The organism is Microbacterium sp. A84 (assembly GCF_051842815.1).
Lineage (GTDB): Bacteria > Actinomycetota > Actinomycetes > Actinomycetales > Microbacteriaceae > Microbacterium.
Genome location: NZ_JBPXMS010000001.1, coordinates 1301417 through 1326156 on the forward strand (window position 1 = coordinate 1301417; position 24740 = coordinate 1326156).

Annotated in this window: 23 protein-coding genes; 5 read left to right on the forward strand and 18 right to left on the reverse strand. The window is 64.8% G+C overall.

Annotated elements, in window-relative coordinates; all coding sequences use genetic code 11:
* Nucleotides 1–192: 192 nt before the first annotated feature.
* From ACSU04_RS06400 to guaB, 6 genes are all read right to left on the reverse strand, one after another.
* Nucleotides 193–4842 carry an ExeM/NucH family extracellular endonuclease gene (locus ACSU04_RS06400; RefSeq protein WP_439288806.1) on the reverse strand — a complete coding sequence of 1550 codons (4650 nt, stop codon included), beginning with the start codon at nucleotides 4840–4842 and terminating at the stop codon, nucleotides 193–195.
* A gap of 151 nt (nucleotides 4843–4993) precedes the next feature.
* Nucleotides 4994–5749, reverse strand: coding sequence for an SURF1 family protein (locus ACSU04_RS06405; protein WP_439284019.1), 756 nt, complete (start codon nucleotides 5747–5749; stop codon nucleotides 4994–4996).
* Nucleotides 5750–5807: 58 nt separating this feature from the next.
* Entirely contained in the window at nucleotides 5808–6926 is a 1119-nt protein-coding gene (locus ACSU04_RS06410; RefSeq protein ID WP_439284021.1) for a GuaB3 family IMP dehydrogenase-related protein, read from the reverse strand.
* 111 nt (nucleotides 6927–7037) lie between these two features.
* Nucleotides 7038–7589 carry an OsmC family protein gene (locus ACSU04_RS06415; RefSeq protein ID WP_439283984.1) on the reverse strand — a complete coding sequence of 184 codons (552 nt, stop codon included), beginning with the start codon at nucleotides 7587–7589 and terminating at the stop codon, nucleotides 7038–7040.
* Nucleotides 7590–7704: 115 nt separating this feature from the next.
* Nucleotides 7705–7980: a DUF2277 domain-containing protein gene (locus ACSU04_RS06420; RefSeq protein ID WP_439283986.1), complete on the reverse strand. Its 276-nt coding sequence runs from the start codon at nucleotides 7978–7980 to the stop codon at nucleotides 7705–7707.
* A gap of 75 nt (nucleotides 7981–8055) precedes the next feature.
* Complete coding sequence (gene guaB, locus ACSU04_RS06425) at nucleotides 8056–9558, reverse strand: IMP dehydrogenase (protein ID WP_439283988.1); 1503 nt, start codon at nucleotides 9556–9558, stop codon at nucleotides 8056–8058.
* Nucleotides 9559–9763: 205 nt separating this feature from the next.
* On the opposite strand from guaB, the gene ACSU04_RS06430 reads away from it, so the two are divergent.
* The 4 genes from ACSU04_RS06430 to ACSU04_RS06445 are packed head-to-tail and all read left to right on the forward strand — an operon-like array spanning nucleotide 9764 to nucleotide 13854.
* Nucleotides 9764–11122 (forward strand): ABC transporter permease subunit, encoded by a 1359-nt coding sequence (locus ACSU04_RS06430; protein WP_439283990.1) that lies wholly within the window; start codon nucleotides 9764–9766, stop codon nucleotides 11120–11122.
* A gap of 2 nt (nucleotides 11123–11124) precedes the next feature.
* Nucleotides 11125–12102, forward strand: a complete 978-nt coding sequence (locus ACSU04_RS06435) for a branched-chain amino acid ABC transporter permease (RefSeq protein WP_439283992.1) — start codon at nucleotides 11125–11127, stop codon at nucleotides 12100–12102.
* Entirely contained in the window at nucleotides 12092–13090 is a 999-nt protein-coding gene (locus ACSU04_RS06440; RefSeq protein WP_439288807.1) for an ABC transporter ATP-binding protein, read from the forward strand. Before ACSU04_RS06435 ends, ACSU04_RS06440 begins: the two co-directional genes overlap by 11 nt.
* Nucleotides 13087–13854 (forward strand): ABC transporter ATP-binding protein, encoded by a 768-nt coding sequence (locus ACSU04_RS06445; protein ID WP_439288808.1) that lies wholly within the window; start codon nucleotides 13087–13089, stop codon nucleotides 13852–13854. The genes ACSU04_RS06440 and ACSU04_RS06445 overlap by 4 nt, the downstream gene beginning before the upstream one ends.
* A gap of 89 nt (nucleotides 13855–13943) precedes the next feature.
* On the opposite strand, the gene ACSU04_RS06450 is transcribed toward ACSU04_RS06445, so the two are convergent.
* From ACSU04_RS06450 to groES, 3 genes are all read right to left on the reverse strand, one after another.
* Nucleotides 13944–15212: an ABC transporter substrate-binding protein gene (locus tag ACSU04_RS06450; RefSeq protein ID WP_439283997.1), complete on the reverse strand. Its 1269-nt coding sequence runs from the start codon at nucleotides 15210–15212 to the stop codon at nucleotides 13944–13946.
* Between the two features lie 181 nt (nucleotides 15213–15393).
* Nucleotides 15394–16311 carry an EamA family transporter RarD gene (gene rarD, locus ACSU04_RS06455; protein WP_439288809.1) on the reverse strand — a complete coding sequence of 306 codons (918 nt, stop codon included), beginning with the start codon at nucleotides 16309–16311 and terminating at the stop codon, nucleotides 15394–15396.
* 186 nt (nucleotides 16312–16497) lie between these two features.
* Nucleotides 16498–16794 (reverse strand): co-chaperone GroES, encoded by a 297-nt coding sequence (gene groES / locus ACSU04_RS06460; RefSeq protein ID WP_028502311.1) that lies wholly within the window; start codon nucleotides 16792–16794, stop codon nucleotides 16498–16500.
* 183 nt (nucleotides 16795–16977) lie between these two features.
* Here groES and ACSU04_RS06465 point away from each other — a divergent pair, with 183 nt between their 5' ends.
* Entirely contained in the window at nucleotides 16978–18165 is a 1188-nt protein-coding gene (locus tag ACSU04_RS06465; RefSeq protein WP_439288810.1) for a THUMP-like domain-containing protein, read from the forward strand.
* A gap of 10 nt (nucleotides 18166–18175) precedes the next feature.
* On the opposite strand, the gene ACSU04_RS06470 is transcribed toward ACSU04_RS06465, so the two are convergent.
* The 9 genes from ACSU04_RS06470 to ACSU04_RS06510 all read right to left on the reverse strand — a co-directional run bounded on the left by ACSU04_RS06470 (nucleotide 18176) and on the right by ACSU04_RS06510 (nucleotide 24597).
* Entirely contained in the window at nucleotides 18176–19237 is a 1062-nt protein-coding gene (locus ACSU04_RS06470) for a hypothetical protein (RefSeq protein ID WP_439288811.1), read from the reverse strand.
* Nucleotides 19238–19250: 13 nt separating this feature from the next.
* Nucleotides 19251–19919, reverse strand: coding sequence for a hypothetical protein (locus ACSU04_RS06475; protein WP_439288812.1), 669 nt, complete (start codon nucleotides 19917–19919; stop codon nucleotides 19251–19253).
* A gap of 3 nt (nucleotides 19920–19922) precedes the next feature.
* The gene (locus ACSU04_RS06480) at nucleotides 19923–20381 is read right to left on the reverse strand and encodes a hypothetical protein (RefSeq protein ID WP_439288813.1); all 459 of its coding nucleotides are present in this window, start codon (nucleotides 20379–20381) and stop codon (nucleotides 19923–19925) included.
* The gene (tsaD, locus tag ACSU04_RS06485) at nucleotides 20378–21463 is read right to left on the reverse strand and encodes a tRNA (adenosine(37)-N6)-threonylcarbamoyltransferase complex transferase subunit TsaD (RefSeq protein WP_439288814.1); all 1086 of its coding nucleotides are present in this window, start codon (nucleotides 21461–21463) and stop codon (nucleotides 20378–20380) included. Before tsaD ends, ACSU04_RS06480 begins: the two co-directional genes overlap by 4 nt.
* Nucleotides 21460–21930: a ribosomal protein S18-alanine N-acetyltransferase gene (gene rimI, locus ACSU04_RS06490; RefSeq protein ID WP_439288815.1), complete on the reverse strand. Its 471-nt coding sequence runs from the start codon at nucleotides 21928–21930 to the stop codon at nucleotides 21460–21462. The genes tsaD and rimI overlap by 4 nt, the downstream gene beginning before the upstream one ends.
* A complete protein-coding gene (tsaB, locus tag ACSU04_RS06495; protein ID WP_439288816.1) occupies nucleotides 21927–22571 on the reverse strand; it encodes a tRNA (adenosine(37)-N6)-threonylcarbamoyltransferase complex dimerization subunit type 1 TsaB in 645 nt (214 codons plus the stop codon). The genes rimI and tsaB overlap by 4 nt, the downstream gene beginning before the upstream one ends.
* A 63-nt stretch (nucleotides 22572–22634) precedes the next feature.
* Nucleotides 22635–23120 (reverse strand): tRNA (adenosine(37)-N6)-threonylcarbamoyltransferase complex ATPase subunit type 1 TsaE, encoded by a 486-nt coding sequence (gene tsaE, locus ACSU04_RS06500; RefSeq protein WP_439281287.1) that lies wholly within the window; start codon nucleotides 23118–23120, stop codon nucleotides 22635–22637.
* Nucleotides 23117–24223, reverse strand: a complete 1107-nt coding sequence (gene alr, locus ACSU04_RS06505; protein WP_439288817.1) for an alanine racemase — start codon at nucleotides 24221–24223, stop codon at nucleotides 23117–23119. Before alr ends, tsaE begins: the two co-directional genes overlap by 4 nt.
* Nucleotides 24220–24597 (reverse strand): holo-ACP synthase, encoded by a 378-nt coding sequence (locus tag ACSU04_RS06510; RefSeq protein ID WP_439288818.1) that lies wholly within the window; start codon nucleotides 24595–24597, stop codon nucleotides 24220–24222. Before ACSU04_RS06510 ends, alr begins: the two co-directional genes overlap by 4 nt.
* Nucleotides 24598–24740: the final 143 nt, after the last annotated feature.

The window sequence follows — 24740 nt, forward strand, 5'->3', positions numbered from 1 at the left end:
CGTGAGGCACACGAAGAGGCAACACCGCAGTCGCACGTCAGCGTGTGAAAGAGGCGCCCGATTGTGAGCCTATGGCTAACCGCCGACATCCTCAATGGTCTTCTCCGATTGGCGTGATCTGCCACGGTGGCGAGCGTGCGCACGACGAAGGCCGCCGGGATCACTCCCGACGGCCTCCTGCTCAGTCCAGCCTCAGAACCAGCCGCCGATGATGTCCCACAGCCAGTCGAGGATGTCGCGCACGATGCCGCCGACCTTGCCGCGGTTGACGGTGACGGTACCGGTGGCCTGATCACCGTCCTCTTGGGCGACGATGACCGTGTGCTTTCCGGCATCCGCGCTCTTCGGGACCGTGACCGCACTGGTGAAGGTGCCGTCCTCGTTCACCGAAGCGGTACCCAGCTCGAGGATCTTGCCCTTCCTCGACTCGAGCGTAATTGTCACGATCTCACCGGGCTCGAAGTCGACGCCGGTCACCGTGAGCTTCTTGCCCGCGCTCACCGTCTTCGCGGCGACCTCGATGGTGCCGATGAACTCTCCTCCGCCAATCTCACCGGTGACAGTGAACGGCACCTGGACGCTCGTCTCCCCGGCGATCACGGTGAGCTGCTGCTCGCCGATCACGCCATCCGGAACCGCGAACGTCAGGCTCGCGCGTCCGACCTCGTCGGTGGTGTCGAGGATGGCCGCATCGATCGCGCCCGTGGCGAGTGCGATGTTGCCGAGCGAAACCGAGACCTCGGCCGGCACTGTCTCGCCCGCGCTGAACGCCAGCGAGGAGAGATCGATCGTGACCTGATCGCCGGCACTGTAGCCGTCGGTATCCGGTGCGCTCAGCGTCACACCGACCGCGCGCTGTGCGAGATCGGTCGTCGCCGTGCCGTTGGCGTCGAACCAGTCGACCATCGACGCGAGGTCGATCTTGCCGGTGTCAGCCTTGTTCGTGCCCTCGGCGAAGGTGAAGAAGTTGTCTCCACCCGCTGCGAGGAACGAGTTCGCGGCGACGAGGTACGACGCCGCAAGGTCGATCGGCTCACCGTTCAGGGTGATCGAGGTGATCCGCTCCCCTGCCTCTGCCGTCGGGTCATAGGTGTATTGCAGGCCCTCCGAGACGCCGAGCTTCAGGAATGGACGACTTGACCCTTCCGGTTGCCACTGCTCCTCCAGCACGCTCTTCAGCTGCGCACCGGTGAGGTCAAGCGTGACGAGCGTGTTGGCGAACGGCTGCACCGTCGCCGCTTCGCGGAATGTCACGTTGCCGTCGGCGTCGGATGCTCCGGACGAGGCGTACGCGAGGTTCGCGCGGATGCCGCCCGGGTTCATGATCGCGATCTCCGCACCCGTCGCCCACTTGTGCACGTCGGCGACGAAGTTTCCGATCGTCGATTCGCCACCGCGGTTCTCCGAACCGTCACTCTGACGCGCCCGGTTGAAGTCACCAGTGATCGCACCGACCGGCTCCGCGCCCAGCACGTCCGCCTCGACCTTGGCCGCGTCGACGATCTTCTGCACGTCACCGTCGGCGTCGTAGAGCGGCGTGACGGTGACCTTACCGGTGACCGGGTCCTTCTCCGACTTCGTGAGCGGCTTGATCTCGTTGGTGATCGAAATGAGCTCCTTCGACTCGGGATCGACCTGCAGGTTCATCAGCCCGAAGTTCTCGCCGTACTGGCCCGCCGAAATGACCGGGCGGCCGTCGACGACGTGGTTGTATGCGAGGTGCGTGTGCGCGGAGACGATCGCGCTCACACTGTCATCGACACCGGCGACGATCTCGCCGAGTGCAGATTCCGGTGTAATGCTGGCGATGTCGGTCGAGGTCGCACCCTCATGCACAAGGAGAATCAGCACGTCGGCTTCGCCGTTCGTGGCATCCCCATCGGTGAGATCGTCGGCGACGGCATTCACCGAATCAACGATGCTGCGCACCTCGAGATCGGCGATACCCTCCGGCGAGACCAGCGAGCCAAGCTCCTCCGTCACGGCGCCGATGAAACCGACATTCACGCCGTCCATCTCAGTCACCCACGCCGGAGCAAGAGCGGTCTCACCGGTCTCGGTGACGAACACGTTCGAGGAGATGTACTCCCAGTCCGCACGATCCTGCACACGACCCTCCAGGTCTTCCCAGCCCTGGTCGAACTCGTGGTTTCCGGCTGCGCTCACATCGAGCCCTGCCGCGTTCAGCGCATCAATCGTCGGGTTGTCATCGGCAATGAACGAGGTGAAGGTGGATGCTCCGATGAGGTCACCGGCCGCAGCGAACACCGTGTTCGCGTTCGCATCACGCACCGATTGCACGGCGCCCGCGAGAACCGCAGCACCCGCCGCGACGCCGTCGGCCTCGATCCTTCCGTGGAAGTCGTTGATCGTGACGATGTCGATGCTCACCGGCGGGATCTCGCTGGAGACGCCGACGATCACAGGGTCATGGTCGCTGGATCGGAAGGGCGTGCCCGCCTCGACCGCGCCGAACGCGTAGCCACGGTCGCTCCACTCTGCGGAGTTGATGCCCCACACGCCGGTGCCGGTCACCGATTGGGCGAGCGATGGCGAGGCGATCGCGTGATCGAGTGAGCCGAGCTCACCGTCGAACGTGTACGTGTAACCGGCATCGGCGGCAGGCACCAGGTCGGTCCAACCGGCCTGCGCGAACACATCGATCGGGTCTTCCATGCTGTACCCGTTGAAGTCGCCGAGCAGCAGGATGTCCTCGCTGCCGCTGGTCTCTGCCAACGTCTCGGTGAAGGCCAGCAGCGACTGCGCCTGCTTCACGCGGTCGGCGTTGAAGTGGCCCTGGCCATCCGCGGGCTCCGCGCCGTCACCAGATTTTGACTTGAAGTGGTTGGCGACGACCGAAACGGTCTTTCCGTCGATATCGAAGGCCTGTGCGATCGGCTCGCGGGCGTTTCCCCACACCGTCTCGTCGACCACTGTGGTGCTGTCTCCCACCGGGGTGACGGCATCCGTCTTGTAGATGATCGCATTGGTGATCACGTCGGTGTCGGTGGTCAGTAGCGCAGCCGGAGTCGGCACGTACGCCCAGACGTCAGATCCGGCATCTTCGTTGAGCCCTGCGACCAGATCCGCGACAGCCGTATCGACGGGCTTGCCGAAGTGGATGGAGTTCTCGATCTCCATAAGCGCCACGATCTCGGCATCCAGACCGTTGATCGCGGTGACGATCTTCGACTTCTGGATCTCGAACAGCGCGGCCGTCTTGGCGCCTCGCGCGTTACTGCTCTCGCTCTGCAACGTCGTGAAGTAGTTGAAGACGTTGAACGCTGCGATCTGCGCATCGCCGCCAACCTCTGGGGCTGCATCCGTACGCGGGTTCTCGGTCGTGAACGTCGCCTTGTACGTCGCGTCGCTCGCGTCGTCGATCGCGATGACTGGCTGTAGGCGCCAGTCGTCAAAGCCGTACTGCAGCACATAGCCGGTCTCAGCGAAGTCGACGACATCACCGTTTCGCACCGTGGTGTCGGTGGTGAAGTAGGGCTGCTCGCCGGTGTGCGCTCCGCTGGTGACCTGCGAGTTCCAGCCGTCATCGAGGAGGATGCGATCCGCACGGTTCGCGCTCGCGATGGCGTCAGCATCGGGTCCGGGACGGGTCGTCTCGGTGCTCTTGACGTTCAGCTCGCCCGGGTTCAGCCAGAGCGTGCCGAAGTTGTAAAGCTGGTGGCTGGATGCCAGGCGGTAAGTGCCGCTGGGAGCCACGAGCATATTCTCGTAGGCCTCGCGGTCGGCACCGACCACGGTTTCCGGCAGCGGAGTGGCTGCAGGAACGCCGAAGCCAGTGGTGATGACGTCGACGGATGCCGGAGAGATCTGCGTTTGGCCGAAGTACTCGCTGACGGCGCCGGTGACCGAGACCAGGTCACCGATCGCGAGTGTCGGAGTGAGGTTGTCCAGGAACACGAAGACGCCATCGGATGCTCCGGGGGTGGCATCCGTGTCTCCACCGCTGCCCGCGGTCTGGATCGAGATTCCCTTGTAGCCGCCGACGCGGTAGTCACCGGTGACAATACCCTCGACGATCACGGTCTGGCCGTTCAGCGGCGAGACATCGGAAGTGCCCTGCACCTCAGCGATCGACACCGCAACCGGGTCGGTGCCCGGATCGGGGTCGGGGTCCGGGTCCGGGTCCGGATCTGTGGCGCCGGAGCCTTGCGGGGTGATCGTGGCAGACAGGGTGAAGTCTGTGCTGTTGTCGTCGGTGTCGACGCCGTCGGTGCGATTCAGCGACTTCACATCGGTGTTGCCAGCCGGCGGTGTCGCTGCGGCAGTTTCGAACGTGTTCGAGGTGCCGTAGCCGAGAAGGTCGACGACGCCGTCGAAGCCTGCGACCGACCCAGGGGTGAGATTGACGGCGGCGGTGCCCTCGACGAGCGCAAGCGTACCGTTGGTGCCGCTCGGAGTCAGAGTGGTGATGGCATCCGGGTTCGGCAGTTCGGCGCCGTTCGCACCGTTGCTGTTGCCCTGCACCAAGAAGTAGCCGCCTGCCGGAACGACGCCGGTGAGCGCTGCGACCCCGTTGAAGTTGCCGGTTCCCGTCGCGGAGCGGTACTGCAGCGACAGCCCGTCGAGAGTGATCGGAGCCGAAGTCGGATTGTAGAGCTCGACGAACTTGTTCTTGAACGCAGCACCCGTGCTCCCCCCAGAGAGATACGCCTCGTTGATGACCAGGCCCGTGCCTGACGCATTGGCGAAGGCGGGCGTTGCGATCAGGGCGCTGGCGCCGAGAGCAACAACGCACGTTGCAGCAAGGGTGCCGATGCGGCCCCTGCCTCTACTGTGCGAAACAGAAGCCCGGAGGTTCCTGCCGTCTGGGGCTGACATCATCGGTGACTCTCCTCGTCGACACGAACGGCAGCTCTCGTGAAACTGCCGATGTGGGCGCTCACAGCGCACGCACATGTTCGTGAGCATACTGAGCGGATCCGACACTCTCAATGGTGTTTGCCGATCAGTAACCCGAGCGTCATCCTTGACGTCAGGAAGCGACGGCTGCGCGTTCCTCGAACTCTTCGACTTCGATCTCCCAGCGGTCCTTCGCCAGGCGATACCAGATGTAGAAAGCGAAGCCGGCGAAGACGGCCCATTCGATGGCATAGAAGACGTTCAGCCAGTTGACCGTTGCGAGCTCTTCCGGAGCGGGCGAGACGATGTCGACCAGCCCCTCCGAAGCATCCACTGAAGCAAGATACGGACGGTACACCGACAGTTCCTCGATGTCATGCCACTGGCTCAGCAGCATCGCCGGGGACATCCGGGTCATCGCCAGCGGATCGTCCGTGGTCGGCAGCGACGGGCCCTCGTCAGAGATGACGCGACCTGTGATCGTCGCCTTCGTCCCTGCGGCATCCTTCTCGAGAGCGGATGCCGCGGCATCCGCAGTTTCACGATCTGGTGCCCATCCGACAGCGACGGCGATCGAGGTGCGCTCGGCGACGCGCAGCTGACCGGTCACCCAGTAACCCTCGGCATTGTCATTGAAGCGCGATGAGACGACCAGGAAGTCGTCAGCGACCCAGGTGCCGGTGGTCTCCACTCGCTGGCCGACGTATGGCTCGGGGAGATACTGGCCCGGAGATACGACATCGGCGAGCGGACGCACGTCTTCCGTGATCCCCACTGGAGCGGGGTCGGTGTTGATGGCACGTTCGAGCTGCCATTGGCCGAGGAAAGCGAAGACGCCAGCGACCACGAGGCAGGCGAGGAGTACGCCAATCCAGCGTCCGCGCAGCATGACCTCACGAAGGGTCGGCGGGAACTCCTGTGGAATCGTCACGTGCTGTGCGCGCCCGTCAGGACAGGTGGTAGGGAGCGAGTACGACCTCTACCCGCTGGAACTCCTTGAGATCGGAGTATCCAGTGGTGGCCATGGACTTGCGGAGAGCCCCGATCAGGTTGGCTGTGCCGTCGGCGACAGGAGCCGGCCCGTACAGGATCTCTTCGAGCGTCGCGATGCCAGGGGTCTCAACGCGGCGGCCACGCGGAAGCTGCGGGTGGTGCGCCTCAGGACCCCAGTGGAAGCCACGGCCGGGTGCATCCGTTGCGCGTGCGAGCGCGACGCCCAGCATCACAGCATCCGCGCCCATAGCAAGCGCCTTGACGATGTCACCAGACGTGCCGACGCCACCATCAGCGATGACGTGAACGTAGCGTCCGCCAGACTCGTCGAGGTAGTCGCGACGCGCAGCGGCAACGTCCGAAACAGCAGTGGCCATCGGCGCGTGGATGCCGAGAGTCACGCGAGTGGTGGACGCTGCTCCCCCACCAAAGCCGACAAGCACACCGGCCGCGCCTGTGCGCATCAGGTGCAGGGCTGTCGTGTAGGTGGCAGCGCCACCGACGATGACGGGAACGTCGAGGTCGTAAATGAACTTCTTCAGATTCAGCGGCTCGGCGACGCTGGAGACATGCTCAGCCGAGACGGTTGTGCCGCGAATGACGAACAGGTCTACGCCCGCGGCGGCCACGGTGTCGTAGAGCTCCTGAGTGCGCTGCGGCGTAAGGGAGCCTGCGACCGTGACGCCGCCTTCCCGGATCTCCGCGAGTCGCGACTTGATGAGCTCCGGTTTGATCGGCTCGGAGTACAGCTCCTGCATCCGCACTGTCGCCTTGGCGTCGGGAAGCTCAGCGATCTCTGCCAGCAGCGGCTCCGGGTTCTCGTAGCGAGTCCACAGGCCTTCGAGGTCGAGCACGCCGATGCCGCCGAGTTTGCCGAGCGCGATTGCCGTCTGAGGACTGACCACAGAGTCCATCGGTGCACCGATGATCGGAGTATCGAACTGGTAGGCGTCAATCGTCCACGCAGTTGAAACATCCTCGGGGTTACGAGTCCGCCGCGACGGTACCACCGCGATGTCGTCGAACGTGTACGCGCGACGTGCGCGCTTGCCTCGGCCGATTTCGATGTCCATGCTCACCAGACCAGCCTACCTGCCATCGGCAATGTGCTTCCCGCGTGCGCGGCGTACACACCGGCGTTCATCGTGCACGAACAACCCGTCTCTCGTCCCAGGCGAATCCGATCAGGCGAGAGCACCGGAGGTAGGGACCGGCCGGGAGAAGATGTCGAGGACGGGGCAGTGCGCGTCGACGACCTGGCGCAGATTCTCATACTGCTCGGCGGTGTCAGGGCCGGTGATGTCGACCTTCACCCGCACGTCGTGAAAGCCCGCCCGCCCTGACTCGTCGATCCCGAAAAGCTTGCGCACGTCCAGGTCACCCTCGGCGGTGATTTCGATCTCATCGATGGTCAGGCCCAGCGCCTGCGCATAGAGGCGGAAGACCACGACCTGACAGGACACGAGCGCGCCGAGCGCGTACTCGACAGGGCTCGCGGCCGCATCATCTCCGGCGAGCGCACCGGGCTCATCGACGAGGAAACGGTGCGTGCCCGCCTGAATCTCGGTCGCGACCGAGCCGATCCCACGGCCGACGACCTTGTACGTGAGTTCGGCGTTCTTGGCGTCGCGAGCGATGCGTTCGTTCCACGTCGTTCCCGCCTCGGTGAGGCGCTGCGCCCGCTCGGCTGCGGTGACGTCAGTGACGGATGCGATCTGGTCCTGAAGAAGAGTCATGACGCGACGGTAGCGAGCGAGTGCGCTCACTCGCACCTCCTATGTCATTCGAGGTCATGGGAGGTCATCGACAGTCATCGACGGCGACATTGTGGTCGCGCCGATCGGTCATCGGTCAAGCTGCGTAGCGTCCTGAGGCGATCGCACGTGCGCGCTTCTTCTCCGCCTCCTCCTCGCGGTTCTTGGGCGGTGTCGTGGCGACGAGATCGGCGAGCAGATGCTGCGTCACGTGCGCGATCTCGGCGACGGCGTGATCGAAGGCTTCCTGGTTCGCCTTCGATGGCTTCGTCGCCCCCGCGATCTTCCGCACGTACTGCAACGCCGCTGCCTGCACTTCATCTGAAGTCGCGGCTGGCTCGAAATTGTGAAGGGTATGGATGTTCCGGCACATACCGGCACGCTACGCCGCACTTCGGACACGCGAAAGGGGCGGATGCTGCGGCATCCGCCCCTTTCGCAGATCGAACTACTTCTTGTAGTTGGGCGCCTCTACGACGATCTGCACGTCGTGCGGGTGCGATTCCTTGAGCCCGGCAGCGGTAATGCGCACGAACTTGCCGCGTGTCTTGAGCTCCTCGATGGTGCGAGCACCGACGTAGAACATCGACTGCCGCAGTCCTCCGACGAGCTGGTATGAGACGGCCGACACCGGGCCGCGGTACGGAACCTGACCCTCGATGCCCTCCGGGATGAGCTTGTCATCACTCGGCACGTCTGCCTGGAAGTAGCGGTCCTTCGAGTACGAGGTCTGCTTGCCACGGGTCTGCATCGCACCGAGCGAGCCCATGCCGCGGTACTGCTTGAACTGCTTGCCGGCCTGGAAGACGATCTCGCCAGGAGACTCGTCGGTTCCGGCGAGGAGCGAGCCGAGCATGACGGCATCCGCACCGGCGACGAGCGCTTTGGCGATGTCGCCCGAGTACTGCAGACCGCCGTCGGCGATCACCGGCACACCGGCGGGACGAGCTGCGAGGGATGCCTCGTAGACGGCAGTCACCTGCGGCACACCGACACCAGCAACGACGCGCGTGGTGCAGATGGAACCGGGGCCAACACCGACCTTCACGGCATCCACGCCCGCATCGATCAACGCCTGGGCGCCCTCACGCGTTGCGACGTTGCCGCCCATGATGTCGATGTGCTCGAACGTCGGGTCGGCCTTCAGCCGCTGAACGAGGTCGATGACGCCCTGGGACTGGCCGTTCGCGGTATCCACGACGAGTAGGTCGACGCCGGCATCGCGCAGCGCCTCGGCACGCTCCCACGCGTCACCGAAGAATCCGATCGCGGCGCCGACGCGCAGGCGACCCTGCTCATCCTTCGTGGCCAGCGGATACTTCTCGCTCTTGTCGAAGTCTTTGATGGTGATGAGGCCGGCGAGCTTGCCGTTGTCATCGATCAGCGGCAGCTTCTCGACCCGGTGCTTCGCGAACAGCGCGATGACGTCACCCGCGGCGACACCCACCGACGCAGTGACGAGGTTCTCGCGGGTCATGACGTCCTTGACGAACGTCGTCTGCCGCTCACGCCCGGAGACGAAGCGCATATCGCGGTTCGTGATGATGCCGACGAGGTGACCATCGGGATCGACGACCGGCAGACCAGAGATACGGTACTTCGCGCAGAGTTCGTCGACCTCTTCGACCGTGGCCTCGATGGTCGTCGTGATCGGATCGGTGATCATGCCGGATTCGCTGCGCTTGACACGGTCAACGTGTGTGGCCTGGTCGGCGATCGAAAGATTGCGATGAAGGATGCCGATGCCGCCCTCGCGCGCCATCGCGATCGCCATGCGGCTCTCGGTGACGGTGTCCATCGCGCTGGAAAGCAGCGGGGTTGCGACCGAGATGCGGCGGGTGATCCGAGACGAGGTGTCAGCCTCGCTGGGGATCACGTCGGTATGGCCGGGAAGAAGCAGCACATCGTCGTAGGTGAGTCCGACGAAACCGAAGGGATCGTGCTGTTCCATGAAATCTCCTCGTGCAGGCGCGTAGCGGTGTACCAATTCTAAGCGTGCAGAGCCTCCAAAAATTCCCCATCAACGCGCCACCGTTTGATAACAACACACCGGACACTGGTCAGAAACGAAGCCGACACATTACGCTCATAACGTCGTTCATCATCGCCGATGCGACCCGAAGCGTCGGCACCCATGGGACGACAAGGGAGGTTTCGTGGAACTGACGACTAGCCACAAGCGTCGAACGGTGCCCTGGATCATCGCGCTGATGAGCGCGTTACTGGCAGCAACGATGCTGTTCATGGCTGCACCAGCGGCATTCGCTGAGAGTGATGACAGCGGCACCAATGAGACATCAACCGCGGACAGCGATGAGGGCGCTGACGAGCAGGAGGTGACCGACTACTTCTTCGCTGGCGTGATTCGCTTCAACACGGACCCCCTTCCCGATGTGGCTGTCTCCATCGAGGGCAACGGCTTCGAGGCAGCGACCACAACGGACGAGAGCGGTCGTTGGACGCTGTACGTGCCGGAGAAGGACACCTACACGCTGACGGTCGACGAATCGACCCTCCCCGATGGTGTGATCGTCGAAGGTGACTCCGCCTCGCAGGAGGTGGAATTCGGTCTCACGAACCGCGTCGTCATCAACCTCTTCCTCGGTGAAGGTGTGCGAGAGACGACGAGTTTCATCGACCAACTCGTCGAACGGATCATCAACGGCCTCAACTTCGGGCTTCTGCTCGCACTTGCCGCGATCGGCGTCTCGCTGATCTTCGGCACCATGAACCTGACGAACTTCGCTCACGCCGAGATGGTCACGTTCGGCGCGGTGATGGCCGTGGTCTTCGGCGTCACCTTGGCCGTGCCGATGTGGCTGACCATTCCGCTCGTCGTGATCTGTGGTGGACTATTCGGCCTCCTGATGGATGTCGGATTGTGGAAGCCGCTGCGAAAACGAGGCATGGGCATCATTCCGCTCATGATCGTCAGTATCGGTTTCTCCTTCGCGCTGCGCTACATCTTCCTCTTCTACTTCGGCGGCAGCACCGTGCAGCTGCCGAACGCGGGGGCACCGAAGATCACGATCTGGGGCCCGATCAGGCTCAGCGTCATCGACATGATGTCGATGAGCATCAGTGTGGTCGTCCTCATCGCCGTCGCGTTCTGGCTGCTGAAGACCCGCACCGGTAAGGCGACACGAGCGATCTCCGACAACCCCACGCTCGCTGCGGCATCCGGCATCAACGTCGACCGGGTGATCCGAATCGTATGGATCCTGGCATCCGCGCTCGCCGCGCTCGGTGGCATTCTGTGGGCGTACTTCCGCCCCGGCGTGCGCTGGGACATGGGCGTGCACATCCTGCTGCTCATCTTTGCCGCGGTCTGCCTCGGCGGACTCGGCACGGCCTTCGGCGCACTGATCGGCTCGATCATCGTCGGCCTCCTCGTTGAGGTCTCGACACTCTGGCTACCTTCCGACCTCAAGTATGTCGGGGCACTGGCCGTCCTTATTCTGGTGCTGCTGTTCCGACCACAGGGCATCCTCGGTCGTAAAGAGAGGATTGGTTGACGATGGACTGGGGAGCAATTTTCAGCAACACGGCAACATGGATTCTGAGCCCGACCACGATCGCTTACGCGATCGCTGCCACCGGACTCGCTGTGCACTTCGGCTACGCCGGACTGCTCAACTTCGGCATGGCCGGATTCATGGCAATCGGCGCGTACAGCTACGCGATCTCGATCCTCTCGTTCGGCCTCCCGTGGTGGGTGGGCATCATCGTCGGCATGGTGATGTCGACCGTGTTCGCCTTCATCCTTGGCATCCCGACACTGCGGCTGCGGGCGGACTATCTCGCGATCGCAACCATCGCAGCAGCCGAGATCGTGCGTCTGCTGTTCACCTCGACCGCGTTCGAGGAGCACACCAACGCGGCCGATGGGCTCGGCGGTTACCACGCCGGATTCCGCGATGCGAACCCCTTCCCGGAGGGCACCTACGGCTTTGGTCCGTGGACGTACAACGCCAGCCAGCTCTGGGTGCGCGTGTTCGGACTTCTCGTCCTCGCCGTCTGCATCTACCTGGTGTGGGCATTGATGCGCAGCCCGTGGGGTCGCGTGCTCAAGGGCATCCGTGAAGACGAGGATGCCGTGCGCTCGCTCGGTAAAAACGTCTTCTCGTACAAGATGCAGGCGCTGGTGATCGGTGGAATCATGGGCGGGCTCGGCGGAGCGGTCTTCGCGCTCCCCTCCGCTGTGGTGCCGGCGAGTTATACGACGTCGCTGACGTTCTTCCTGTGGACGATCCTGCTACTCGGTGGGGCGGCGACTGTGTTCGGCCCGGCGTTGGGCGCCGTGATCTTCTGGGTTCTCATGGCGTTCCTGGAAGGCGTACTGCCGAGCCTGGCAGCGGAGGGAATCCTACCCATGACGGCAATCCAGGCGGCCACCCTCCGCTTCGTGATCGTCGGAGTCGCGCTCATGCTGCTGGTCATCTTCCGGCCGCAAGGGCTCCTCGGAAACAAGAGGGAGCTGACCTTTGTCAAATAACACTGCAGACAACACGTCCGCCGAAAGCACGGCGCCGAACACCGGGCGCATCAAGACAACAGGTCTTCACAAAGGTGAAATCGAGGTCGGTTGCGAGAAGGTCGACCCGATCCTCATCGCCGACAACGTGACGCGTCGCTTCGGCGGTCTCACCGCCGTGGATGTCGAGCACCTGGAGATTCCGCGCCACGCGATCACCGCACTGATCGGGCCGAACGGTGCCGGCAAGACGACACTGTTCAACCTGCTGTGTGGGTTCGACAAGCCGAACTCGGGCAAGTGGAGCTTTGACGGTCACCAGCTGTCGGGCATCCCGTCGTTCAAGGTGGCGCGAATGGGGCAGGTGCGCACGTTCCAGCTCACCAAGGCGCTTTCGCTGCTGACGGTGCTCGAGAACATGAAGCTCGGGGCACCGAACCAGAAGGGTGAGGGATTCCTTCCCAGCTTGATCCCCGCGATCTGGCGCAAGCAGGACACGGAGCTCGAGGCGAAGGCGATGGACCTTCTCACGCGGTTCAAGCTCGATGCCAAGGCGCAGGACTATGCGGCCAGCCTCTCCGGTGGCCAGCGCAAGCTCCTGGAGATGGCACGCGCGCTCATGCGAGACCCGAACCTGGTGATGCTCGACGAGCCGATGGCCGGCGTCAACCCGGCCCTGACTCAGTCGCTGTTGGATCACATCCTCGACCTCAAGGAACTCGGCATGACCGTGCTCTTCGTCGAGCACGATATGAACATGGTGCGTCACATCGCCGACTGGGTCGTGGTGATGGCCGAGGGCCGTGTCGTCGCGGAGGGACCTCCTGACCAGGTGATGCAGAACCAGGCCGTGATCGACGCCTACCTCGGCAGCCACCAGGACGTCGACCTCGGCGTCGTCACCGGGCGTTATTCCGGCGAGCTCGACGAGTCAGCTGCGGAGATGCTTGAGGAGATCCGCGAAGAGCACGAAGCCGCGATCCAGAGCTCAGAGGAGGACAAGGCATGAGCACTCCCGTAACCGTCGAGCCGCAGGGCACGGCACGCACGTCGGAGATCGTGGTCGAGGTCAAGGGCCTGACGGCCGGCTATCTGCCAGGCGTGGACATCCTCAACGACACCAACCTCATCGCGTCGAAGGGCGAGTTGATCGGCATCATCGGACCGAACGGCGCCGGCAAGTCGACGCTGCTGAAAGCGATCTTCGGGCAGGTGAAGGTGCGTGGTGGCGATATCCATGTCAATGGCGAGAGCATCCTCGGACTCAAGGCAAACGAGCTCGTGCAGCGTGGTGTCGGATTCGTCCCCCAGACGAATAACGTCTTCCCCTCGCTGACCATCGAGGAAAACCTGCAGATGGGCATCATCCAGCGCCCGAAGGCGTACCGTGAGCGGCTGGAGTTCGTCACCGGAATCTTCGCCGAGCTGGGCTCACGCCTGAAGCAGAGGGCAGGATCCCTGTCAGGCGGTGAGCGACAGATGGTCGCGATGTCGCGCGCGTTGATGATGGATCCGTCTGTGCTGCTGCTCGACGAGCCGTCTGCCGGTCTTTCGCCGGTCAGACAGGATGATGCGTTCATCCGTGTTTCGGACATCAACAAGGCAGGCGTCACGACGATCATGGTCGAGCAGAATGCACGACGCTGTCTGCAGATCTGCGACCGCGGGTACGTGCTCGATCAGGGCCACGACGCCTACACCGGCACTGGCCGCGAGCTACTGAACGACCCCAAGGTCATCGGCTTGTACCTGGGCACGTTGGGCGAGGACTAGGCGCGGGCGCGCCGCCCCCGCCACGCGCGGAACGCCACACAGGAAAGGGACCGGATGCCGAAGCATCCGGTCCCTTCCGTCACTGCGTATTAGTTGATGCGCGTGTGCAGGTTGTCTGCGCCGTACTGGAAGACGCCGATGGTTGCTTCCGTCGGGTCACCGTTGTCGTCGAAGGTGATCGCGCCGGAGTACCCGTCGTAGTCAGCCGTTCCACCATCGAGGATGATCGTGGCGCACGCCTCGAACGAGTCGCACTTCTCGCCGTCGCCTGAGCCGCCGGAAACCTCCTGCAGGAAGCCTGCAATTTCGGTGGCATCCGTCGAGTTCGCAGCGAGCGAAGCCAAGGCGAGCAGGACGACCGCGTCGTAAGACTCGGCCGCGTAGTTGAAGTCGACGAGCTCTAGGCCCGACTGCTCCTGCCACTGATCGATCAGACGCTGCTGGAAGTCGTCAGCGAGTACGGGGCCAGGCTGAGTTCCCTTGCTGCCCTCGATCGAAACAGGCATGTCGGCACCCCACTGCTGGGTGTTGCCGTCAACGAAGTAGAACTTGCTGCCGTCGAAACCACTCGAGATGAATGCCGGAACGATCGTCGAGGTCTCCTCGAAGCCGATCACGGCAACAGCGTCAGGGCTCTGCGCGAGGATCGTCGAGATCTGCGCGTCGAACGAGGTGTCGTTGGCGTTGTACGCCTCGGATGCCACGACCGTGCCGCCGCCAGCCTCGAAGTTCTCGGTCAGAGACGCCTCAAGACCCGAACCGTAGGCGTCGTTGAGGTAGATGATGCCGAGGTTCGCGTAGCCGTCGAGGCCGATCTCGGTGGCGAGCACCTCACCCTGGAGCAGGTCGCTCGGAGCGGTGCGCCAGTAGAGGCCTTCGTCGGGCCACTCGGTGAAGTCCGGCGACGTGTTCGCCGGCGAGAAGGTGATGACGCCAGCGCTGACTGCCTGGTCGAGGAACAGCTTCGTCACACCGGACGATGCCGCACCGATCAGCGCGGAGACACCCGAGTCCAGCAGACGCGGGACCGTGGTCTCGAACGCCTTGTTGTCGGGGTCACCCGAGTCGCCGTACTCGACCTCGACAGTGACACCGAGGTCTGCCGCATTGATTTCTGCGGTGGCGAGTCCGACACCGGCCTCCTCGGGCGGGCCGAGGTAGGCGAGCTGGCCAGTCTGCGGAAGGACGGTACCGATACTGAGCGTGAGAGCCTCACGGTCAGTGGGCGCCGCCGGCTCTTCCGACGGGTCTGCAGGGGTACCCCCGCCGCTGCATCCGGCCAGGACAATCGCGCTCGCGCTCACCAGGGCGATTCCGCCCAGGATCTTCCGCGCGCGCGTGTGTGTGAAGACGCTCATGCTGCTCCCTTGCTAGTTCATGATTCCCGAACGACTCGGGCGCCGTCCGTGACCTAAACGTATACGCGAACTCGTCATCCGTGTGTTGCGATGCGTTAACGGTGTGATACCGAATGTTTCGCGATCCTGACATCTCCCGGCGAGCGATCACGCGATCTCGCACCGGATGATCAGCGAGCGATCACGCGATCGGCGTAAGGCGGATGCGCCGGCCCCGACCGGCAGCAATCAGCAGATCGACGACGAAAACGAGCACCGCGATCCAGACGATGATGAACCCGATCCAGCGTTCGGCGGGCATCGGCTCGTGCAGAATCAGCACGCCGGTCAGGAACTGCATGATCGGCGTCATGAACTGGATCATCCCGATGACGGTGAGGTTGATGCGCCGTGCACCGGCGGCGAACAGCAGCAAAGGCACCGCAGTGGCGATACCCGCGAACAGCATGAGCGACGTGTGCCACGCACCCTCGGTACCGAAGGTGATGCCGGTGGTCTGCGCGACGATAATGAGCTGGACCACGGCGACGGGGAGGAGCCAGAAGGATTCGAGGGTGAGGCCGCTCACGGCATCCACCGCTGGCCCGATCTTCTTCTTGATCAGACCATAGATCCCGAAGGATGCTGTCAGCGAGAGCGCGATCCAGGGGAACGAAGCGTAGGCGACGATGATCACGACGACGGCGATCACGGCGATACCGATCGCGACCCACTGGAGCCTGCGAATGCGCTCGTGCAGCACGAACACGCCGAGCAGCACAGTGGCGATCGGATTGATGAAGTAACCCAGGGATGTCTCAACGACATTCCCGCTGAGTGTCCCAATGAGGAACACCTGCCAGTTGACGTAGATGAGCGCCCCTGCGAGAGCCGTCCAGCCGAGCAGTCGAGGCTGTCGGATGATCGCGATGATCCGGCGCCAACCGCGAGTGATGGTCAGCAGAAGGAGGCAGAAGACAAAAGAGAACAGCACTCGTGCGGCGACGATCTCCCACGGGCCCGACGGCACCAGCAGCAGGAAGTACAGCGGCAGCACGCCCCACAGCAGATATGCGCCACCTGCATAGGCAACGCCGGCAGGCTGCTGGGTTCTCTCCACCGCCTCACCCTATTAGCTCACCACCCCTTCGGTTGCGAGTGGGCGCTCGTGGCTCGTTTTTTGGCAGAAATTGAGCCACAAATGGCCACTCGCAACCGTGGGCGGGCGGGCGTGAGCGGGCGGGGGGGAAAACAAGAAGGGCCCGGATGCGTTGGCATCCGGGCCCTTCTTGGTTTTGTTGAACGCTTAGCGAACGACGACGGCGAGGACGTCGCGAGCCGAGAGCACGAGGTACTCATCGGCGCCGAACTTCACCTCGGTGCCGCCATACTTGCTGTACAGAACGCGGTCGCCGACGGCGACGTCGATCGGAACCCGGTTGCCGTTGTCGTCGATGCGGCCGGGGCCTACGGCCACAACCTCGCCCTCCTGGGGCTTCTCCTTGGCAGTGTCAGGGATGACCAGGCCACTCGCGGTGGTCTGCTCGGCCTCGACCTGCTGGATGACGATGCGGTCTTCGAGCGGCTTGATGGAAACCGACACGGTCTACCTCTTCTTTCTTGACGCTGACACGAAAGACTTGTTCGCACTCTCAACCCGAGAGTGCTAACTCGAGTGTATGCCGTCGGCTGGCACTCATGCAATGCGAGTGCCAGTTTTGGACATCTTGAGGCGGATCTTCGTCCCACGGACGACCCCTCGCCGACCGCCTCGTAGGCTGAACACGTGGAAATGTCTGAGCTCACTGCCCTGCTCACCTCCGAGGGGCTCCGGCTGCTCGACGAGGTCGGCACGATCGAATCGACGGCGGATGTCGCGCAAAGCGTCTCCCGCCTGCGCGCCGCAGGCCACTCCCCCGATCTCGTATCCGCTGTCGTCGGCCAGGCGCATCTGCGCGCGAAGGGCGCAGCCAAGTTCGGCGGCTTCGCCGAGCGGATGCTGTTCACGAGAGCCGGATTCGAACAGGCCACGCGTCTGGGAGTCGCCGCACGGCACGCCGGACGCATGCGCCGCGCAGGAATCTCACGCGTTGCTGACCTCGGGTGCGGCATCGGCGGCGACGCGCTTGCGTTCGCCGGCGCTGGCCTGAGCGTGCTCGCGGTGGATGCCGACGAGGTGACCGCAGCGATCGCCGCCTACAACCTCGCGCCGTTCGGCGATGACGCGACCGTGCAGCACGGCACCGCCGAGACCACCGACCTTGCCGGCATCGACGCGGTCTGGCTCGATCCTGCGCGCCGGACGGCAGGTCATAGCGAGACGCGGCGGGTCGCGGCATCCGATTATTCCCCCTCCCTCGACTGGGCCTTCGATCTCGCATCGCGCGTGCCGACCGGCATCAAGCTCGGCCCGGGGCATGATCGAGACGCGCTTCCTGCGGACGCCGAGGCGCAGTGGGTCAGCGCCGACGGCAGCGTCGTCGAACTCGTGCTCTGGTCAGGCATCCTGGCTCGCGAGGGCGTGCGGCGTGCAGCGCTCGTGATCCGCGGCGACGAGTCACACGAGCTCACCGGCGGGGCGGATGCCGAGGACGCCGACGTCCGCGAACTCGGCGCATTCCTGCACGAGCCCGATGGCGCCGTCATCCGCGCGCGCCTGATCGGCGACGTGGCGCGCAGCCTCAAGTCAGGGATGCTGGACGAGAAGATCGCCTACATCACCGGGGATGCGGCTCTGACGAGTCCGTTCGTGCAGTCGTTCCGGGTGCGCGAGGTGATGGCGGTGAATCCCAAGTCGATCAATGCTGTGCTGCGTGTGAACGACATCGGCACGCTGGAGATCAAGAAGCGCGGGATGGACATCGATCCCGCCGCGTTCCGGAAGAAGCTGAATCTCAAGGGTTCACAGTCGGCGACACTGATCCTCACGCGCACCGGCGACAAGAGGGTGGCGATCCTCGCCGACCGGGTGTGAGACGGGGCGCTCAGCCGTTCCTGTCGCCGGTCTTGTCGTCGATCTCGATCTGCTCGCCGTCTCCGACCTCGACTCGAGTGACTTCAGGAACCTTCACGATCGTGAGTTGCTGACCACGCGTCGCGCTCTGGTGGACGATGTACTGAGTCGGGACTCCACCCACCGTTGCCGCGAGGATGAGGTCGGTCGGTGGCGTCTCCGTGGTCGATGCGCAGTCCGACACGATGCCATCGTCAGATTCTGCGATCAGACACATCTCGCCGCCCCAGCTCGTCCAAACGGGCGTATCGCCGTCGTAGCCGAGAATACTGAGCAATGAGGGATCGAAGCCCGCCGCTTCGATGCGGCCGATGGCTTCGCGTTCTTCCTCACTGAACTGCGCTTCCCAGTTGTTGTCCTGTTGGTTCCAGATTTGAATAGTGGGAACGATCTCCCCGGTCACGGAGAGCAACAGGTATGCCGACAGCGTCTGCCCCGCCAACTCATCGCCTTCTGGCACAGTGATGGTGGCGTTGGCGGTTTCCGAGTTGCTGTCCTCCATCGCCGCGCATCCGCTTTGCGTCTGGGTCGACGTGGTGGCGATGACGCAGTGCTGCTCGCCCTCGCCTCGTTCTGCGCGCCAGATGACCACGCCGTGGTTCTCTGACACTGCGGCAACGGTTCCCTCGTCGTAGTCGCCGCTCGCTTCCAACTCGCCACGTTGCTCGGCGTGGGCTGCGGCGAGGGCGAACTCGGCGGTGTTCCAGCCCCAGAGCACCCATCCGACACCCAGCCCGATGAGCACGGCACCCACGGCGGCGAAGGCGAGCCATCGGCGCCTGCGGGGCGGGGCGGATGCTTCTTCTGGTGGAGCCTCGGATGCCTCGACCTCGGAGGCTGTCGAAGGCTCGCCGATCGAGACCGGCGCCGCGACCTCCAAAGGTTCCGCAACGGAAGGTGCCACGACGACCGGCCGCAGCTTCGATTCCAGCTCGTGCAGTCGCGCCGCGTCCTCGGCGGTCAGACCGCCCTCGCGTCCGTACGCGCGTTCATGAAGCGACCGCAGCTGCGCGGTCTCTGATTCGTTCAGCATCCGTTCGATCATGTCATTCGTCGGTGCTGCGATGCACGTCCAGGTGCACAGCCGGTTCGCGTTCGGCGGTGAGCAGCAGCGTGGCGTACGCCTCGTCGGTATAGCCATCGCCGTCGGTCTGGTGCACCACGGCGAGGCCGTCGGATGCCACCCGATCCTCATCGCTGCAGGCGCTGGTGGCATCGAGGCCGTCATCGACGATCAAGCACAGCGTTTCGCCAGCATCGGTTGTCGCGAGCCAGACGATGACACCGTCGTGTGCGAGCATCGCCCGCAGCGAGTTCGCGTCGTAGTTGCCGTCGGCGACGAGTTCCTCGCCGCGCAGCCGTTGCTCCTGGGTCAGTCCGATCGACGAGGTGTCCGCGCGTCCGAACAGCATCCAGCCGAAGCCGATCCCCAGAGCGAAGACGACAATAGCCGCGAGCGCGGCGAGCCACGTTCGGATGCGCGGAGACGGCGCCACCGGGAAGTCGCCGGAAACGTCACGCACCACTTCGAGCCCTGAGAGCGTCGACGAGTCATCGACAGGCCGCGCATCTGCTTCGCCGGCGGACACCTCCGCGTCGCGTCGCCGCTCCAGCTCTCGCAGCCTCGTGATCTGCTCCGTCGACAGGTCGTCGTCCTGTCGGTACGCCTGGGCCTGCAGCATCCGCAACTCTGCGGACTCATCGGCGGTCAGCATCCGCTATCCGAGCTTCTCGAACTGCATTGCGGCCCAGAGGAGCCACCCCAGACTGAAGATCGTGGCGGCAAGCCCGAGCACGAGCGCCCAACGCGCGATCGCACGGCTCTCGACCGGGCGACGCAACGACATGATCGCGGCTACCACGGCGACGATCGCGAGCGGGATGCCCCAGCCGACGAACCACGACGCGACCAGCGCGACGATCGCAGCGACAAGCGCCCACGGTGCGAGGCGAGTGTTGTCATCGCCGACGGCATCGTCATTCGGAGCCCACTGCACAGCAGGCATCCCCGCGGTGTCGGCCGGCCCGCTGGCGACGACCGGTTCGATGCCGACCGGACCGGTAGGAAGCTTCGTGTACCCCTCGCGCGGCGCTCCCGGCATTCGCGCAGTACCCGCCGGCCGCTCAACTTCGGCGCTCGGCTCCTCGAAAGTCGGACGATCGGTCGACTCGCTCATACGGCATCCTCGCGGACGGCATCCGCTCTTTCGGCGACCTGAATTTCGGTGACCGGCAACGTGGAATCCGCACCGAACGCGAGTGTGGAAGGGCGACGCCCGGAGGCGATGAGATCAGCGGCGAGCGCGGCGATCATCGCACCGTTATCGGTGCACAGCGACAGCGGCGGGATCCGCACGGTGACACCTGCTGCTTCGGCGCGCTCGACGGCCACATCGCGCAGTCGCTTGTTGGCGATCACACCGCCGCCAAGCAGCAGCCGAGGCACTCCGAGGTCGCTGCAGGCGGCGAGCGCCTTGGTGACGAGCACGTCGACGACAGCCTCGCGGAAGCTCGCTGCCACGTCGGCAACCGGCACCGGCCTGCCCTCTGCCTCGCAGCGCTCGACCCAGCGCGCGACGGCCGTCTTCAGCCCCGAGAACGAAAAGTCGTAACGGTGCTTCACCATGTCCGGCGCTTTGGAGAGTCCCCGCGGGAAGCGGATCGCTTTCGGGTCGCCGCCGACCGCGGCACGATCGATCTCGGGTCCTCCCGGATACGGCAGAGACAGCAACCGGGCGACCTTGTCAAAGGCTTCGCCGGCCGCGTCATCCATCGTCTCGCCGAGCAGCTCAACGTCGGTGGTGAGGTCGCGCACGTGCAGCAGTGAGGTGTGTCCGCCCGACACAAGCAGCGCGATCGTCGGATATTCGAGCGGGTCAGAATCCGGTGTGACGATGTCGGCGGCGATGTGTCCGACGAGGTGGTTCACCGCGTACAGCGGCTTACCGAGCGAGACAGCGAGGCCCTTGGCCGCACCGACCCCGACCATGAGGGCACCGGCGAGGCCTGGGCCGCTCGTGACGGCGATCGCGTCAAGGTCTTCGAGCCGCACCTGCGCTTCTGCGAGCGCGGCCTCGATCGACGGCTGCAGTGCTTCGAGGTGCGCGCGCGCGGCGACCTCGGGCACGACGCCGCCGTAGCGGGCGTGCTCGTCCATGCTGGAGGCGATCGTGTTCGACAGCAGCGTGCGCCCGCGGACAATTCCGATGCCGGTCTCGTCGCAGCTCGTCTCGATACCGAGGACCAGTGGTTCGCTCATGCTGTCGCCTTCTTCGTCCACGCCCGCAGGTCGAGCTTCATCACGATCGCATCCACGTTGTCAGGCTGGTAGTAATGCAACCGGCGGGCGATCTCATCGAACCCCTCCGAAAGGTAGAGCGACTCAGCACCGGGGTTGTCGGCGCGGACCTCCAGGAACACTTCGCGGGCTCCGCGAGCGGATGCTTCGGCGAGCAGCGCGCGCAAAAGCAAACGGCCACGGCCCTCTCCCCTGCGCGCCTCGAGCAGCGCGATGGTCTGGATGTCAGCATCCGCATTTCCGCGAATCGAACGGAGGCCGGCGTAACCGATGATGTCGCCGGCATCCTCATCTACGAGGTAGCGGCCGTGCTCAGTGACAAGTTCGGCTGCCATCGACTCCGTGCTCCACGCGTCGGTGGGGAAAGAGTCGTTCTCGATCGCCATGATCGCGTCGAGATCGGCGGGAGTCGCGATACGGACGCTCACGAGCCCACGCGTTTCGGGGCGCCCGGAACGGTGACGTCGGGCTGGCGAAGATAAAGCGGTTCGGCACCGGCCAGTTCGCGTCCGGCTTTCACTGCGCGGATGCCGACCCGGCCAAGCGCTGCGGCGTCGAGCGTGGCGACCTCAATGGCATGGATGCCGCTGAGTCGCTCCTCCGAGTCGGCCCGGGGCACGAGCACAGTGGGTGCGGTGAGGTTCGGGATGCCGTCGTCGTCGAGGCCGTCGAACACACTGATCGCGACCTCGCGGCGGCGGGCATCCGTGACGATCGCGAAGGGGGTGTCCGGGGATTCCGCCTCGATCACTGCAAGGGCGGCTGCGAAATGGCTGGGCACAGCGATGACCGGGATGCCGCGTCCGAGCGCGAATGCCCGTGCCGCGGCGATGCCGATGCGAAGGCCGGTGAAGGGGCCAGGGCCCATGCCTTCGACAACATGGGTAATGTCCTCGGTGGCAGCCGCTGCATCGTCTGCGGCAGCGTCTGTCAGCACCTGCTCCAGGAGCGTGCCGATGACTTCCGCGTGTCCGAGTGGGTCCGAGCTGGAAGCGCTCGCCCGCAGATGGCCATCCGGGTCGACAAGCGCGACGGCGGTGCCCAGGGAGGTATCGACGGCAAGGATCACCTCTCCAGGGTAGTCGGCCGTCTCGTCACGTGTCGCAGATCGCCGCTACTGCCCGCCGCACTCTCAGCGCCCGAGGCGCTCGATCGTCACGACTCGTGGCGCATCGGCATCCAGGTCCTCGTCCGCGACGCCGTCGTCGGCGACGCCCACGGGCCGCTCCAATTCAATGTCCCACCAGGAATCCGCAATCGACGACGCCATCTCACGACCCCACTCGACCACGACGACCGAACGCGCGAGGTCAACGTCGAGGTCGTCAAGCTCCGCGGCCGATCCGAGCCGGTACGCGTCGACGTGCACGAGCGGGGCGCGTCCGACGAGCGACGGGTGCGTGCGGGCGATGACGAAGGTCGGACTCTGCACGGGTCCGCGCACGCCGAGCCCTTCGGCGAGCCCGCGTGTGAAGGTCGTCTTGCCCGCGCCGAGGGGCCCGGTGAGAACCAGCAGGTCTCCGGCATCCAGCTGCTCGCCGATGACGAATCCGAGGCGCTCCATGTCGTCCGAGGTCGCAATCTCGCGGCGGCCGAGAAAGGCCGGATCGACGCTCACGCGCTCCTCCGCGGCACCCGGTTTCCGATGCGCGTGACAATGTCGTAGTTGATGGTGCCTGCAGCGTTGGCCCACTCGGTGGCAGACGGTGCGCCCAGCGTCGGGTCGCCGAACAGCACGGCCTCATCGCCCACCGCGACGTGGGCGTCGCCGACGTCGACGACGAACTGGTCCATTGCGATGCGACCGGCCACCGTGAAGCGGCGCCCGTTGATGACGACGGGGCCCCGTCCGGACGCCTGACGCGGGATGCCGTCGGCATAACCGAGCGGAATCAGAGCGAGAGTCGTGTCGTGGTTCGCGCGATGGTCGTATCCGTATGAGACGCCGGCACCGGCGGGCACGCGTCGCACGGCGGCAACCGCACCGCGCAGAGTCATGGCAGGTCGCAGCCCGAGTTCAGCCGAAGACCGGTCATCGAACGGAGAGAGTCCGTAAAGCCCGATGCCGATGCGCACGGCGTCGAGGCGCGTCTCGGGTAGGTCGATCGCGGCGGCAGTGGCGGCGATGTGCCGGATCTCAGGGCGGACGCCCGCAGACACGGCGGCCGCTGAGCCCTCTTCGAACCGTGCAAGTGCTGCACGGTCATCTGCGGGCGAGGCGTTGGACAGGTGGCTGAAGAGTCCGACGATACGGACGCGTCCGATGCGCTCCAGGCGGGCAGCCTCGGCGAAGATACGGCTCCAGTCGCCCGGTGCGATTCCGTTGCGCGACAGACCTGTGTCGAGCTTGAGGTGCACGCCGACGGGCTGGTTGACGCCAGCGGCTGCGCCTGCTGCTTCGAGCTGATCGAAGGAGGAGATGCCCACCTCGATGCGGTTGGCCGCGGCGAGCTCGAATCGCTGGCCTGGCTCGTGCAGCCACGCCATGATCGGAGCGTTGATGCCTTGGCGTCGCAGATCGATTGCTTCGGCGATCTCGGCGACGCCGAGCCTGGTCGCTCCCCCCGACAGTGCGGCTACCGCGGCGGGCGCAGCGCCGTGACCGTAGGCGTTGGCCTTCACGACCGCGATGACCTCGACGCCGGTGAGACGGCGCAGGTGCCGGGTGTTGTCGGAGATGGCATCCAGCTCGATGGTTGCCTCGCGGAACGGAACGGTCATGCTTCTCCCTCGGCGCCGCGCGGTGCTCCTTCGGCGACGACGAAGGCCGTGGCGAGGCCAGCGTCGTGCGACATGGTCAGGTGCAGGTGCGTGATGCCGCGCTGCTCCACGACCGCGGCGGTGGTGCCCGACAGCCTGAAATGTGGCTTGCCGGACTCTTCCGAGGCGATCTCGATCTCGGTCCAGTGCACGCCGTCGGATCCTCCGAGCGCCTTGATCAGGGCTTCTTTCGCGGCGTAACGTGCGGCAAGCGACGCCAGCTTGAGGGTGCGCTCTGACGGCGCGAAAAGTCGCTCCATAAGCCGCGGAGTTCGGGACACAGTGCGCTCGAACCGCGGGATGTCGACGAGGTCGATGCCGGTCCCGATGATCACGCTTCCAGCCTACTCGCGCCCCTCTCCCGTTCTCCCCGGGTACAGATGTCGGTTCGAAACACGGGCGTCGGCCAGAATCCGCAGATTCGGCTGACATCTGTACTTTCGACCGACAGGTGTACCCGGCCACTTGTTCTCCACAG

What these genes read in the sequence shown, in the direction of transcription:
- ACSU04_RS06400 (WP_439288806.1), bottom strand. Translation starts at nt 4,842, where the DNA reads ATGATGTCAGCCCCAGACGGCAGGAACCTCCGGGCTTCTGTTTCGCAC.
- ACSU04_RS06405 (WP_439284019.1), bottom strand. Translation starts at nt 5,749, where the DNA reads ATGCTGCGCGGACGCTGGATTGGCGTACTCCTCGCCTGCCTCGTGGTC.
- ACSU04_RS06410 (WP_439284021.1), bottom strand. Translation starts at nt 6,926, where the DNA reads ATGGACATCGAAATCGGCCGAGGCAAGCGCGCACGTCGCGCGTACACG.
- ACSU04_RS06415 (WP_439283984.1), bottom strand. Translation starts at nt 7,589, where the DNA reads ATGACTCTTCTTCAGGACCAGATCGCATCCGTCACTGACGTCACCGCA.
- ACSU04_RS06420 (WP_439283986.1), bottom strand. Translation starts at nt 7,980, where the DNA reads ATGTGCCGGAACATCCATACCCTTCACAATTTCGAGCCAGCCGCGACT.
- guaB (WP_439283988.1), bottom strand. Translation starts at nt 9,558, where the DNA reads ATGGAACAGCACGATCCCTTCGGTTTCGTCGGACTCACCTACGACGAT.
- ACSU04_RS06435 (WP_439283992.1), top strand. Translation starts at nt 11,125, where the DNA reads ATGGACTGGGGAGCAATTTTCAGCAACACGGCAACATGGATTCTGAGC.
- ACSU04_RS06445 (WP_439288808.1), top strand. Translation starts at nt 13,087, where the DNA reads ATGAGCACTCCCGTAACCGTCGAGCCGCAGGGCACGGCACGCACGTCG.
- ACSU04_RS06450 (WP_439283997.1), bottom strand. Translation starts at nt 15,212, where the DNA reads ATGAGCGTCTTCACACACACGCGCGCGCGGAAGATCCTGGGCGGAATC.
- ACSU04_RS06470 (WP_439288811.1), bottom strand. Translation starts at nt 19,237, where the DNA reads ATGCTGAACGAATCAGAGACCGCGCAGCTGCGGTCGCTTCATGAACGC.
- ACSU04_RS06475 (WP_439288812.1), bottom strand. Translation starts at nt 19,919, where the DNA reads ATGCTGACCGCCGATGAGTCCGCAGAGTTGCGGATGCTGCAGGCCCAG.
- ACSU04_RS06480 (WP_439288813.1), bottom strand. Translation starts at nt 20,381, where the DNA reads ATGAGCGAGTCGACCGATCGTCCGACTTTCGAGGAGCCGAGCGCCGAA.
- tsaD (WP_439288814.1), bottom strand. Translation starts at nt 21,463, where the DNA reads ATGAGCGAACCACTGGTCCTCGGTATCGAGACGAGCTGCGACGAGACC.
- alr (WP_439288817.1), bottom strand. Translation starts at nt 24,223, where the DNA reads ATGACCGTTCCGTTCCGCGAGGCAACCATCGAGCTGGATGCCATCTCC.